General features: G+C 46.5%; 13 protein-coding genes. 11 read left to right on the top strand and 2 right to left on the bottom strand.

Annotation, left to right across the window (positions count from 1 at the left end):
* Positions 1 to 462: 462 nt before the first annotated feature.
* From E3U44_RS15230 to E3U44_RS15255, 6 genes are all read left to right on the top strand, one after another.
* Positions 463 to 1317 carry a LysM peptidoglycan-binding domain-containing protein gene (locus E3U44_RS15230; protein ID WP_134358968.1) on the top strand — a complete coding sequence of 285 codons (855 nt, stop codon included), beginning with the start codon at positions 463 to 465 and terminating at the stop codon, positions 1315 to 1317.
* 376 nt (positions 1318 to 1693) lie between these two features.
* Positions 1694 to 3328: an alpha-amylase family protein gene (locus tag E3U44_RS15235; RefSeq protein WP_206054808.1), complete on the top strand. Its 1635-nt coding sequence runs from the start codon at positions 1694 to 1696 to the stop codon at positions 3326 to 3328.
* Between the two features lie 181 nt (positions 3329 to 3509).
* Positions 3510 to 3692: a hypothetical protein gene (locus E3U44_RS15240; RefSeq protein WP_134358969.1), complete on the top strand. Its 183-nt coding sequence runs from the start codon at positions 3510 to 3512 to the stop codon at positions 3690 to 3692.
* Between the two features lie 88 nt (positions 3693 to 3780).
* Positions 3781 to 4557 carry a PRC-barrel domain-containing protein gene (locus E3U44_RS15245; protein ID WP_134358970.1) on the top strand — a complete coding sequence of 259 codons (777 nt, stop codon included), beginning with the start codon at positions 3781 to 3783 and terminating at the stop codon, positions 4555 to 4557.
* Between the two features lie 183 nt (positions 4558 to 4740).
* The gene (locus tag E3U44_RS15250) at positions 4741 to 5781 is read left to right on the top strand and encodes an AI-2E family transporter (protein ID WP_134358971.1); all 1041 of its coding nucleotides are present in this window, start codon (positions 4741 to 4743) and stop codon (positions 5779 to 5781) included.
* Positions 5782 to 6046: 265 nt separating this feature from the next.
* Positions 6047 to 6595: a DUF2231 domain-containing protein gene (locus E3U44_RS15255; RefSeq protein ID WP_134358972.1), complete on the top strand. Its 549-nt coding sequence runs from the start codon at positions 6047 to 6049 to the stop codon at positions 6593 to 6595.
* Here the strand turns inward: E3U44_RS15255 and E3U44_RS15260 are convergent.
* Entirely contained in the window at positions 6551 to 6964 is a 414-nt protein-coding gene (locus E3U44_RS15260) for a CopD family protein (protein WP_134358973.1), read from the bottom strand. The genes E3U44_RS15255 and E3U44_RS15260 overlap by 45 nt on opposite strands.
* Before the next feature lie 335 nt (positions 6965 to 7299).
* Here E3U44_RS15260 and coxB point away from each other — a divergent pair, with 335 nt between their 5' ends.
* Genes coxB through E3U44_RS20425 form a run of 5 tightly spaced genes read left to right on the top strand, consistent with a single transcriptional unit; the run spans position 7300 to position 12318 of the window.
* A complete protein-coding gene (gene coxB / locus E3U44_RS15265) occupies positions 7300 to 8346 on the top strand; it encodes a cytochrome c oxidase subunit II (protein WP_134358974.1) in 1047 nt (348 codons plus the stop codon).
* Positions 8346 to 10883, top strand: a complete 2538-nt coding sequence (gene ctaD, locus E3U44_RS15270; RefSeq protein ID WP_134358975.1) for a cytochrome c oxidase subunit I — start codon at positions 8346 to 8348, stop codon at positions 10881 to 10883. The genes coxB and ctaD overlap by 1 nt, the downstream gene beginning before the upstream one ends.
* Positions 10884 to 10885: 2 nt before the next feature.
* Positions 10886 to 11257, top strand: a complete 372-nt coding sequence (locus E3U44_RS15275; RefSeq protein WP_134358976.1) for a hypothetical protein — start codon at positions 10886 to 10888, stop codon at positions 11255 to 11257.
* 29 nt (positions 11258 to 11286) lie between these two features.
* Positions 11287 to 12156: a cytochrome c oxidase assembly protein gene (locus tag E3U44_RS15280; RefSeq protein WP_276321990.1), complete on the top strand. Its 870-nt coding sequence runs from the start codon at positions 11287 to 11289 to the stop codon at positions 12154 to 12156.
* A 33-nt stretch (positions 12157 to 12189) separates the two neighbouring features.
* Positions 12190 to 12318 (top strand): hypothetical protein, encoded by a 129-nt coding sequence (locus E3U44_RS20425; protein WP_276321942.1) that lies wholly within the window; start codon positions 12190 to 12192, stop codon positions 12316 to 12318.
* Between the two features lie 240 nt (positions 12319 to 12558).
* Here E3U44_RS20425 and E3U44_RS15285 read toward each other — a convergent pair whose 3' ends face one another.
* Entirely contained in the window at positions 12559 to 13965 is a 1407-nt protein-coding gene (locus E3U44_RS15285; protein WP_240761563.1) for a cytochrome B6, read from the bottom strand.
* Positions 13966 to 14031: the final 66 nt, after the last annotated feature.

Below are 14031 nucleotides of genomic sequence, written 5' to 3' on the forward strand. Positions count from 1 at the left end.
TTAGGAGCGAGCCGGAGGTGTTCCGCAAACCCGTTTTTCCTCCCTGAAAAAGGGTTTGCGGGACTTCCCTGTCCCCTGGCTCCACGCCATCGGCTCGCTCCAGGAATACTTCAAAACTTTCACTGAGATACTTATAAGCCCCCATATCCCACATCCTCTACCAAAAATTACTTTTATCAAGTTTCATAGGCCGAACCAAAAAAATATAGCATTATTTTTTTGGCCTAATAAATCAGGGTAAACCCCCAGAGATAACCCATGAAGTTGGCCTGGAGAAGGTTGGAGCATGTAGCCGTATAATTATGCTGTATAAAATGCCGTCTATATATACTATAAATTGGTTATAGGGCATGCTCATTTTGAGGTGCTCCAGAGAAAGTAAGGAGGATCGAGGCGAAAATATTCTCGCCCCTTGTCCCAAATTTAGACTTTGAACTGAGCTAAGAGACATTAGGAGCAACCATGGCCCATTCTAAACACAGCATTCCTAGCTACGCCCGAGCGATACATAGGCACTCTGTCTATGGGCGATCTAGAAATTATGGACAGGTTTGGTCTACGGTTATTGTACTTTTATTGATCGTGGTACTAGCAGGAGGTGCAGTGTGGGTGTATCTCAGCCGTCAGGGTGAAGAAGTAGAGGTCGCTAGGGAGGAAAGTGAAGCCCTCGTTCCCCAAGCGACTGCCCCTGAGCCTACAGAGCCGGAACCCACCGAACCACTTACCCAAGCGGAAGCGCCTGAACCAGAAGCGCCTGAACCCATTGCTAAAGAAGAGGAAGCTGCTCCCAGCGAGGAAGAGGACGAGTTTGCCGCAATTTTGGAAGAACTAGGCATAGAAGAGGAGACCGCCCAACCTGAGGAAGAAGCAGAACCTGCTGAGGAATTGGCGTTGGAGGACGAAGTGACTGCCCCCCCTCCTCCTGAACCAACTGAACCCCCTGCAAGGGAGGAGGAATTTGAACCGGCACCGGAAGAATTAGGCGAACCTGAGCCATTGGAAGAGGAGCCTGAGCCACTAGAAGAGGAAGTGGAAGAATTAGGCGAATTTGAGCCATTAGAAGAGGAAGAAAAATTAGGTGAACCTGAACCGCCACAAAAAGAACCTCAATTTATAGAAGAGCCGATGGAAGAGGAAGAGGTTACCCCAGAGACAGTGACTGTTCAGCGTGGCGATTCTCTGTCGCTCATTGCCGAGCGTGTCTACGGTGATGCTGGTAAATGGCGTCAGATCTACGAAGCTAATCAGGACAAAATCGAAGATCCTAATCAATTACTTGTTGGAACCCAGCTGACTATTCCTGCTCCGAATGAGTAAACGCTGCTATGAATGAAACTAATTCCGACTCTACAGAGAAGAGGAATGAAGGATAGATCCGCGCTCCTAAATAAGGAGCGCAAGCTATCCCTAAATCTGTCTATGAAGGGGCGTGGATGATTTAGCACGCATACTAAATACATCCAGGGAAAAGACCACCACCCCGATTCATAAATGCACTCGGAATCACAGGACAAACTTCGTTTATCAGAAAGGCCGGAAATTGCTCCAGCTTCAGCATGCTCGCAACTAAAGTAGAAGAAGCTAATAAGCAGTTGGGACGAGGGAAGCGGGCTATAATTATCACTGTGGCAGACATCAACAAACTTTAGGCTTAAATATTTAGGCCGCTCCAATTCCCGATTCCAAAGGAAAAATGATGCGTGATCTGTGGTATAAGGACGCCATCGTGTACTGTCTCGATGTGGACACGTACATGGATGCTAATGGCGATGGTATCGGCGATTTCAAAGGGTTAGCACAACGGGTAGACCATATTGCTGGCCTTGGCGCTACCTGTTTGTGGCTGCTGCCTTTCTACCCTTCGCCTAACCGGGATGATGGGTATGATGTGAAGGACTACTACGCCGTAGATCCCCGTCTAGGGACGCTCGGAGATTTTGTGGAGTTCATTCACTACGCCCATGAGCGGGGCTTAAGGGTGATTATTGACCTTGTGGTCAATCATACTTCCGACCAACACCCCTGGTTTCAGGCAGCCCGCAAGGATAAGGATTCCCCCTATCGCGATTATTATGTCTGGTCAGAGACGAAGCCAGCGGATGCAGAGGAAGGAGTAGTATTTCCGGGTAGGCAAGAGGCAATCTGGACCTACGATGAAGAAGCTGAGGCCTATTACTTCCACCGCTTCTATAAACATCAGCCCGATCTAAATATTGCTAACCCTGCTGTGCGGGAAGAAATACGCAAGATAATGGGTTTTTGGCTGCAGCTAGGGATCTCCGGTTTCCGAGTTGACGCAGCACCCTTTTTGATTGAATTGAAGGGAATCCAGAATGCGACGGTTAAGGATCCATACAATTATTTGCGGGAGTTTCGGGAATTCCTCCAATGGCGTCGAGGGGATGCCATTCTCTTAGCAGAGGCAAATGTGGCCATGGACAAAGTTCCCAGCTATTTTGGCGATGGCACTAAATTGCATATGCTATTTAATTTTCTCCTTAACCAGTATCTATTTCTTGCACTTACACGCAAGCAGGCGGCGCCCCTTATAGAAGGATTGCATAAACTACCCCCGCTCCCTCACACCGGTCAATGGGCGAACTTCCTGCGTAATCACGACGAATTAAATCTAGGTAGGCTTAGCAAAGCCCAACGGGAAGAGATTTTTCAGGCGTTAGCCCCGGAAAAGCGAATGCAGATTTATGGACGGGGAATTCGCCGCCGGTTGCCACCCATGTTTGATGGGGATCAAAAGCGGATCAGGCTTGCCTATAGTTTAATGTTTTCACTTCCAGGAACACCGGTGCTACGCTATGGAGAGGAAATTGGAATGGGCGATGATCTCTCCCTCAGCGACCGCAACAGTGTGCGCACGCCCATGCAATGGTCTAATGAGAAAAACGGTGGGTTCTCATCTGCACCAGAGGAAAATCTGATTCGCCCCGTGATCAAAAATAGCCAGTATGGCTATGAGCAGCTCAACATGATAAGGCAAGAATATGATCCCGATTCGCTGCTCAATTGGATAGAGCGATTAATGCATACTCGTAAGGAAAATCCTGAATTCGGTTTTGGCCACTGTCGTATTGCCAAGACGGGTGATCCCGCTGTCTTTGCCCATACCTGCGAATGGGAAGAAGGCATTGTATTGGCTGTCCACAACCTCTCCGATCAACCCCGAACGGTCACCCTTGATCTAAGCGATTATAAGGCTAATCAGTTGCTCGATATTTTAGGCGATCATAAATATAGTTCGATTACCAATGGTGCTCCGCGGATCGAACTCCAAGGTTATGGCTTTCGCTGGTTCCAGCTTAAAAACAAATAAATACTTATGATCACTCATAAGACAAAAGGAATTCTAAGTACTATATTTGTAAATGACAGGGTATATAATCAATAATCAACTTTAATTAACTTGCAGCCTGAAAAAAATGAGCTATTGTTTTGTGTAAACCGGTTGTAATTAATTAATTTTTTTAATCCCTTGTTAATGTAAGGAGAAAACGATGAAAATGATGAAAACTAAGCTTGCTATCATGACTCTACTGCTAGCGGGGAGTGCCTGGTTGAGTGGCTGTGAACAAGAGGGCCCGGCCGAACAAGCGGGTGAGAACATAGACGAAGCAACGGAGGAGGCCGGTGAGCGCATGGAAGAATCCGGTGAGCGCATGCAGGAACGTGTGGATTAAGCATCCTGAAGATGGGGCAAATTTCTCCTTCTAAGTGGAGAAATTTCAATCTGGTATACAGCCCGACACCACCGCGTCGGGCTGTATATTGGATAAAAATATTATAAAGGGCATTCATCACGTAAAATTCACATTCCTTCCAGCAGCCAATCTTTTAAGGAGAGCAATAGTCATGAGCAGGCCTACTTTGCATAAGGGTCGGTTATATAAGGTAATATTTATTTCTGCGAGTACTTTCTTGCTTGTGCTATCAGGGACGGCACAGTCTGTTAATCAGGATCCACAGCAGCAGTCTATGGAAAGTGCTCAGGAAACTGAAGCACAGAGACAAAATGCAGAACAAGGAAGGCAATTACTGTATAAAATGAGCGTATTACGGGACAGAGAAGTTCAAAGCCCCGAAGGTGAACAATTAGGTAGAATTAGTGAGTTGGTCGTTGATAAGTCAGGTCAGGTGAAGTATGCCGTCTTGTCCCATGGAGGGACTCTTGGAATAGGCGAAAAAATGACGGCTGTTCCTTGGGATGCGCTTCAGATATCCAAACAAGGAGAATACTACACTTTAAATGTAACCAAAGAACAGCTAGCTGATGCCCCCACATTTAGTGAAGAAAATTGGCCAACCAATGCCCAATGGACTCCCAGTTCCGCAGGCGGCACATCGCCGCAAGCCACATTTGCAAAACTTGACCAGGATCAGAGTGGTGACATTAGCAAAGATGAGGCTGAACAGGCACGTGAATTAAGTGCTAATTTCGATGAAGTCGACCAAAACGAAGATGGAAAAATTGATCGTTCTGAATTCAGCGCCTTCGAAGTGACTCGCCAATATCATGGAGAAGGTCAAGCCAATGAGCTGCAATAACATCAGCCTTTGTAGTGGGGAGCTCAAAGAGTCTTAGCTTTTAGTGCCTTGTGCTTGATAAAGTGGCATAAGGAGGGAGGTCACACGGCTAAATTAAATTCATTTCCTTCAACAACTTACAAATAAAATTAAAATCCTCCCACTTACTCAATAGACACAGGTTCTCCCTACAAGTTTCTATCCATGACTGTCCTCTTTTCTTCAAGGGCTTTAACAGGGATTTTTATACTAGCTCTATTTTTTTCATTATATGTAGCCCGAAGTTTTCTCCTTCCCATTATCATTGCTTTTCTGTTAAACCTTATTTTGGCACCTCTAGTCCGCTCTCTTAAACAATTAGGGGTAAACGACGGTCTTGCAGCAGCGCTCATAGTCATTGCCCTACTAGAAGGTGCGGCTTTTGCTGTCTTGGCATTAGCAGAACCTGCCTCTCAATGGATGCAAAGGAGTCCCGTCTTACTCCAACAGGCTGAACGAAAATTATTCCCCCTAAAAGAAGCTGTCAAAGAAGTGGAAAAAACAGCTGAAGAAGTGGAGGACCTCACCAAAGCGAAGCCAGAGGGATATTCAATAGAAATCGAACAAGGCTCCCAACTCAAAGATATACTTTTCACGAGTACTTGGGGGACGGTTACTAATCTGATATTTATCTTCTTTTTGCTATATTTTTTTTTAGCTTTTGGAGATTTATTCTTACACAAATTAGTTAAGGTAATGCCCACCTGGACACAGAAGCGTCAAGCTCTAGAAATGGTATATGAAGTGCAAGCTAAAGTGTCCCGATATTTGCTCACTATCACTTTGATTAATTTGGGGTTAGGCCTTGTGGTGGGAACCACTCTATATTTTATCGATTTGCCCAATGCATTACTTTGGGGAGCCCTAGCAGGATTATTTAATTTTATTCCTTATTTAGGACCTTTAGGGATCTTTATCATCCTTACAGGGGCAGCTATTTTGTCCTTTGAAGAGCTTAGCCAAGTTCTTCTAGTACCAGGCGTATTTTTATTTATCACTACTCTTGAAGGGCAATTAATTACACCTTTGATTCTCGGCCGTAGCCTTTCCTTAAATCCCTTAGTCATCTTTTTAGGGATTACGTTTGGGGTATGGTTTTGGGGGATTCCCGGCGCATTTACTGCCGTACCGCTACTTGTAATTGCAAAAACTATTTGTGATCATTCTTCCTCACTGACCCCCATAAGTGAGTTTCTAGCCAGATAATAGGGATTATATAAAGAACGTACCGACTAGTGAGATGTAATTTTTCCACTCTTTTGTAAATATTACAAAGTCAATAACAAAGGAGGAATCGCCGTTCCACCTTTCTTCATTGCTGCTCATGAGCGATAATATTCATATTGATTTCTCCATGTTCTTTTTCCTTTGTATTGAGCCTCCGTACAGGCTGCTGGATAAAATCCTTTTATTATTCTTTAATAATGATAGTAGAAAAGCTGACTTGCTTCGGAATTAAAGGTCTATCCGTATGAGAAATCCACTAGAAATCCCTCCCACACTAGCAACTCCTCCCCCACCAGCCACGCCTACAAGGATGGCGCTAGCGGGTCATCCAATACATCCGATGATGGTGACCTTTCCTGTTGCTTATCTACTTGGCGGTTTCGCCACTGATATTGCTTTCTGGTGGACCCGTGATCCCTTCTGGGCAAGGGCCTCATTGTGGCTCATTGGTGCCGGTGCATTGATGGGAATATTGGCTTCACTAATCGGTATGTTGGAATTTCTATGGGTTAAGGAGATACGCACCCATGTGAGCAGCTGGAGTCACTTCCTGGCGGCTGTTATGCTGCTGGCAATTGCAGCAGCAAATTGGCAGTTGAGAATTGACGATCCCGTCGTTGCATTGCTGCCGTGGGGGATGTTTTTATCCGTTATCACCGCCTTAGCAGTTGGCTTCGCCGCTTGGTTAGGGGGCGATTTGGTATTCGAATATAGAGTAGGAATCGGTATCGAAGAAGACGAAGAGCCATCAGAACGGCTTACTGACAACGAGCATGATAACATTCGTAATTAGCAGCAGTGGTATTAACAATAATATTTGGTAATAGACCACCCGCTGCTGTACGTGGTGGCGGATTAAACCGTCCATTAATTTGCCACAATAGGCATGGAAAATCACCATGAATAGCACTAATACGAGCTTGACTGGAAGCCAGCCACCATGGAAGCCGCGTTCAAATATGAGCCAGATACCTGCCGCTATGGTCAGCAGAGCACTTGGTGTCATCACATGCGCATAAAGTCTATATTGCATCAAAACAATATCAGTCTGATTCTTGATATCCTTGGCAAATGCCTGATTGGCAAATAGTTGTGGAAAATACAGCAAGGATGCCGACCAAATAATTAAAAATATGATATGCAAAACAAGCATCAAAGACATGGGGTTTAATTCTACATGTAGGTCAAAAGCAGTTTATATGTCGATATCTGTAGAACTTCTGGAGACAAGTCAATTTTCCTACGCAACCAGAACAAGGTTGCTGCTTAAAAATACCTTATGCAATATCCATTCTATAGAAAAAATATTTTTAGATAATTTAGCATTCTTAAAATACACTTCCTATAATAATATTAAGATTATTTTTCTAACATCCTTAAAAGAAAGGAAATCAATAATCTTCCACGCCGATATGCGCGATTTGTAATTGATCATCTTTAAAAGAATATCTAATTAAGAACATACTGAATCTTTACTATAGCCAACATCATTGCTTCATGAGTAGCAAAAAACCAATAAAAGCATCTGGACGGAGAAAAGTTGGCCCATCGCGACAATTAAGGGAGGGGCTAATTATTGCCACCGCTGCCCTCTCAGGATGTGAAGGAATTCAGTCGACGCTAACGCCACGCGGCCCCGCTGCGGAATCTATCGCACGCATTAACTGGATAATGTTTTGGGGCGCGACAGCTATCTTGCTTCTTGTCATGACGCTGGCCCTATACGCAGTTTACCGCCATCCCCGCAAGCGCCGCCCAATTTCGGGCAATGGGATGATCGTCACCGGAGGCGTGATTTTGCCCCTAGTGGCGCTTTCCGCCCTTCTAATCTATGGCACGCATGGGATGAGCAATTTGCGCCATGAGCCGTATGAGGGGGCCCTCCGGACTATGCGCATTGAAGTGGTCGGAAATCAATGGTGGTGGGATGTATATTATTGGATTGGCGATCAGGGTACTAACGTTATAACGGCCAATGAAATTCATATTCCGGCCGGCTTCCCGGTGGCAATTTCAGTGCGTAGCAATGATGTCATCCACAGTTTTTGGGTACCTAGCTTGGCCGGCAAAATCGACCTGGTCCCGGGGAAAAGCAATCGCATCCTATTGCAAGCCGACCGCCCTGGCGTCTTCCGCGGACAATGTGCAGAGTTCTGCGGTGCGCAACACGCTCGGATGGCGCTTTTCGTCGTCGCCGAATCCCCCCATACATTTGCCACCTGGTTGGCCAAACAACGTCTGCCAGACTCTACCCCAGTACATCCTATCTTGCAACGCGGACAGGATGCATTTGTTGCAAACGGCTGTCTCGAATGCCATACGATACGGGGCCTTGGCAAGGCAAAGCTCCGTGGCCCGGATTTGACCCATGTAGGAGATCGGTTGTTTCTGGCAGCCGGCTCGATTAAAAATAATCCCGCAAATTTGGCCAAAATAATTGCACATAGCCAATTCGTTAAGCCGGGGAGTGCAATGCCTTCGTTCACGGAACTCGATAGCGATACCCTACAGTCCATAGCAGCTTATCTCTGGAGCCTTAAATAATGACCCCGCCTCCAGTGCTCCAGCCTGATAATAAAGCAGTCCATCTGCACGAACGATTACAATCCATCTGGCAAAGCCCACCAGGCATGGGGAACCTGTGTGCCGTTAATCACACTACGATCGGGCTGCGTTTTATTGTTACAGCCTTTATATTTTTTCTCATTGGCGGCATCGAGGCTATGCTAATTCGCAGCCAACTGGCCATTCCGGGCAACACTCTATTAAATCACGATGCATATAACGAAATTTTCACGATGCATGGCACGACCATGATGTTTTTATTTTCTGTGCCCATCATGGAAGGCTTTGCTATTTATTTAATTCCCAAGATGATTGGCGCGCGCGACTTAATTTTTCCACGTCTCAGCGCCTTCGTCTATTGGTGTTTCTTATTCGGCGGCATTCTATTGTATTCGAGTTTTCTTGTTGGGGCAGCCCCCAACGGCGGCTGGTTCATGTACGTACCGTTAAACAGCCAACCCTTTGCACCAGGACTAAATGCCGATTTTTGGTTGCTTGGCGTGACTCTTGTCGAAATTTCCGCGGTAGGGACTGCTATTGAATTGATTGTCTCCATTCTGAAAACACGTTCGCCTGGCATGGCCATCCATCGCATGCCGCTATATGCATGGTATATCCTCATTACGGCGTTTATGATCGTATTTGGCTTTCCACCACTGATTCTCGCTAGCATTCTGCTTGAAATTGAACGCACTTTTGGGATTCCTTTTTATGAAGTTGCCGACGGTGGTGACCCGTTGCTTTGGCAGCACTTGTTCTGGTTTTTCGGTCATCCGGACGTCTATATCATCTTTCTGCCGGCAGCCGGCCTGGTAACGACAATGCTACCCACGTTTGCACAACGCCCCGTAGTGGGATATACCTGGTTAGTCCTTGCGGTAATCGGCACCGGCTTCATCAGCTTCGGCCTCTGGGTTCACCATATGTTCGCGGTCGGTATCCCATTGCTATCATTAGCGTTTTTCTCGGCAGCAAGTATGACGGTCGTGATCCCAGCCGGGATCCAAGTATTTGCCTGGATTGCGACGCTGTGGAATGGACGTCCGGTCATGGAAACGCCGCTACTATTTATTCTGGGTTTCCTGTTTATTTTTGTCGCCGGTGGCTTGACTGGTGTAATGGTCGCCCTAGTGCCGTTCGATTGGCAAGCCCACGATACGCACTTTGTTGTTGCTCATTTTCATTACGTGTTGTTTGGCGGCATGGTGTTTCCACTGTTTGCCGCACTTTATTATTGGTTACCGCTATGGTCGGGGAAAATACCTTCTAAGGTACTGTCCCGCCTGACTTTTTGGTTGATTTTTATTGGCTTTAATCTGACTTTTTTGCCGATGCACATAACAGGCTTGTTGGGAATGCCACGGCGGGTTTACACCTATGCACCGGACCTTGGCTGGAATGGGCTGAATTTTACCTCTACTGTCGGCGGCTTTTTGACTGCTGTAGGTGTGGGTATATTCGTAATAGATTTCTTAATGCATTTCCGCTATGGGAAACCCGCATCGAAAAATTCATGGAATGCGGGTAGCTTAGAATGGGCCTTAAAAACACCGGTTCCCCCTTATAACTTTGCTTCACAGCCGCTCATCGAAGACCGCTATCCATTGTGGCACAAACCTGCCTTGGAGGAGCAAGTAGAAAGGGGAGCGTATTTTCTAGGGGATGCGAACGTGCAGCGGCGGGAAACCCTAATGACCGGAACTTTGCGGGCGAAACCAGAGCAAATAGCCGTGCTGGCGGGAAACACTTGGACGCCGCTGATTACGGCAATTTTTACCCTTTTATTTTTTATCGGGTTTCTGGCTCAGATCTATTGGTTCGCAGCAATAGGTTTAGCCCTAGCTTTGACAGCATTGCTTTTTTGGGCTTGGCAAGGCGGCGACAAATCCCATGAGGCCACCCTTGAAGCAGGCTGTGGTTATCATTTGCCGATCCATTTTTCCTGTCAGCAGTCACCCGGTTGGTGGGGCATGCTAATCACATTGGTGGTCAATATAGCGCTGTTCGGATCTTTGATATTCGCCTACTTTTATTTATGGACTGTCTCGCCTGCTTGGCCGCCAGCAGGATATCGTGATATTGATCTGCTGCTCCCGTCAATCGGTATGGCAATGCTATTAGCTAGTGGAGGAGCAATTTACTGGGGCGGAGCCGAAAACCGCATCAGGCACCCTAGACATAATAAACGAATGCGCTTCAGTTATATTGCTGGGATAGTGCTGGCAATGGGGTTTATTGGACTACAAACGATAGCATTACTGCTCAGTGATATTTCCGCTAAAAGCCATGCTTATGGGGCATTGCTTTATACGATATCCGGTTTTCAAATAATCTACGTCTTCATTGCCATCCTGATGGCAGGATTTGTGGTGTTGCGATCCTATTTTGGCTATATCGATCAACACCGCCCGGTCGAGTCTAGTGTCACCGCAACCTTTTGGTACTACATGATCTTGCAGTGGCTTGCCGGCTTTGCCACTATTCACCTGTTTCCGTTCCTGGTTGGTGAGGGCTGAAAATGCGCAACCCGCTGAAAAGCGATCACTTACTCAGCATGGTCAGTGCGGCTATTATTTGGATAATACACTTTCTCTTGTCCTATGGAATCGTTTCTTTAGCCTGCGCTTATGGCTATGCGCGGTCACGTCTACTGGGTCTCAATTCGGTGATGCTCGGTATCGGTTTTACGACAGTTGTTGCGCTTATACTCCTTATCTATACAGCGGCTATCAATTACCGCAAATGGCGCCATGAACTCAATTTGTCTGCTTCTGATATAAGCCCAAGTCCCTTTATTGCGCTAAATTCCATGCTCCTTTGCGGTCTCTCTATTATTGCTGTACTTTGGGTCGCCCTTCCTTCGCTGATGCTACCGCCATGCGCTACCTAGTCCGCCTTTCTGCAATCGTAATCACTTATATGAGTGTGGCTTTACCTAATGCGATAGCTCACACTGACACTAATCTCCTATCAACACAGGAATGGACATTCGATCCTTGGGTATGGTTGCCCATCTCAATAGGAAGCTTGTGGTATTTCAAAGGCAGCTGGATGCTACGCAAAAAACGCTCTTCCATCCGGGCCAACCATCTCCGCTTACTCACCACCTTTGGCGTTGCTCTTATCATTTTATTCTTCGCGCTAATCTGGCCACTGGATAAGCTTAGTACAGTGAGTTTTGCAGCGCATATGATACAACACATGCTACTGATCGTTATAGCCGCCCCACTGCTCATCTTAGCTGAGCCGTCAGTAGCATTGATTATGGCCCTACCCCAAGCCTGGCGGCGGTCTTTTTCGGCCCTCCATGCGAGGCTACGTAGAATCCGACGGATTTTTCTTCTGCCACAAACCACCTTTACCGTTCATGCTGCAATTATCTGGATATGGCATGCACCGCTGTTATTTGAATTAGCTTTACACTGGCAATGGATGCATGCAATCGAGCACTTTACCCTCTTTGGGAGCGCGCTGTGGTTTTGGACATCACTGAAACGCGCTGGTCGCCGAAGCGATGACGGCTATGGTGTAGGAGCACTGTGGATCTTAGCGATGCTAATTCACACGGGGTTACTTGGCGCATTAATTACATTTGCACGACAGCCACTTTACGTTCACTATGCCACCAGCGATTCTCTTTTATTCTCATTAACCCCGCTCGAAGATCAACAGCTGGCCGGACTATTAATGTGGATTCCAGTCGGCATTTGCTACCTCCTTGCTGGAATCCTATTTGCTTTGGCTTGGCTAAAAAGCGCCGAAGATGAAGATAAGCAGCTATTCTATTAAATGGTAAATGGCGATGGGCAGGGGGTAAGCAGAGTGAAGCCCAGGCAGTGTCTCTTATTAACGGCTCATGCTATTGCCCAACTCCGGGAAGACAATAAGCCTTCCCAGCCCCTTTCCCCCGAAGAATTCCAAACCCCCGAGAGCGAGGAAAAACGGAAATAAAGTTTGTGAAATCCTACTGGTAGGGTTTACCCAGGTGGGGTATATCCCTATAGAATAACCCATGGGAAGGAAATATATTTTATATGAAAGGTTTAAAGATAGCCTCCTAAACCGCCCGCCCCTGAGGCGGAAATATTATGGCAATTTGCCATCTCCCTTTAGCCCGGTCCCCTACCGGGCTATTTTTTTTATGCCATGGCTTCGTGTTCTTTGGTGTTATACCCGGCTTGCTCCTGTACACTACAGGGTATAGAGATAAGCTAATAGATCCTCTTTCTCCTGAAGTGTCAAATCCAACTGCAAGACCAGATTAAAGAACTCCACAGTATCCGCTAAAGTCAAAAGCCGGCCATCGGCTAAATAGGGGGGTGAGTCCTTAATACCACGTAAGGTGAACGTCTTAATGGGACCATTAGGCACATTATATTGATCATTGATCCTTTCCGCTTTATAGAACCGCCCTAGATGAAGGTCGTGCATCTGATTATCTAAGAAATTGGGCGGCACATGACAAGTACTGCATTTACCTTTACCAAAAAAGACTCTTTCACCCCGCAATTCCTCTTCAGAGGCTTGTTCAGATATTAGGCGACCCGTTGCATCTAATTTAGGTGCAGGCGGAAAATCAAACATATTCTGCATTTGGGCCATCATCGAGACCTGGTCCGTGCGGTCAGGCAAATGAACGCCTTTTTTAGCCGCAGTCACATGATCACCATCAAAATAGGCAGTGCGTTGTTCAAACTCGGTAAAATCTTCCACCGAGCGCAAGGATCGTTTGGAGCCGTGGATCTGCTGATTAAACATACCCCGTAAACTCACCGTATCAATCCGAAACCGCTTCTCTTGGGGCCGGGTATCCGGATTGAGATGGAAGGCCGCATTGGTATGTCCGTTGACATGACAATCCAAACAGGTAACACCCAAACTAGGCTCTTTGACCTTCCGGTCTTCCGTCTGGTTAAATTGTTGTTGCGGGAAAGGAGTGAGCAATAACCGCAAACCTTCCATTTGAACCGGGGTTATCAATCCATTCATAATGCGGTAGTAATTTTTGATTGTCAGCACTTCCCCCTGAGAAACGTCTCCCAACTCAGGATGGGTGCTTAAATAGATGGGCGGAGGAAACTCAGGTAAGAAATGTTCAGGCAGATCAAATTCCACATCGAAGCGGAAGAGATCCCGGCTTTCCGCTTTTTGAATGGCCTCAATTTGGTTGGGAGGAAATACCTGACCACCCGGATTATGCTTGGCATGGGGAAGCGTTCGAAAGCCTTTGGGAAATAGATCCTGTTGCTTAATCTCCGCTGGCGTCATTTCAGAGAGTTGCTCCCAAGTGACCCCTTCAGGCAATTTCACGCGAACGCCTTCTTGTACGGGCTTACCCCCCGACATGGTGATTGTCGTTGAGGGCCGATCCTGAAGATCATAGCGTCTCTCCAATAACGCTTGTTGACGCTCCATGATTTTAGGCTTATCTGCTAAATCCTGCTTTCTCACTTCATCAAAATCTTTTTCTATAGCCACCGGCATATAAATCGTCGGTTGCTTAGCGGACGCCAAGATCCCACCGCATCCAAGCAGTACCAGACCCAACGCTACCGCTATTCCCTGGGGACGCGGGATAGATTTTCTTCTTTCCATCATTGTTCCTCTAATCATTATTCTCTGACTTACTCTTGATAGGCGACAAGGCCTTTTAATATAAGAATA

It is taken from the genome of Nitrosococcus wardiae, assembly GCF_004421105.1.
Taxonomy (GTDB): domain Bacteria; phylum Pseudomonadota; class Gammaproteobacteria; order Nitrosococcales; family Nitrosococcaceae; genus Nitrosococcus; species Nitrosococcus wardiae.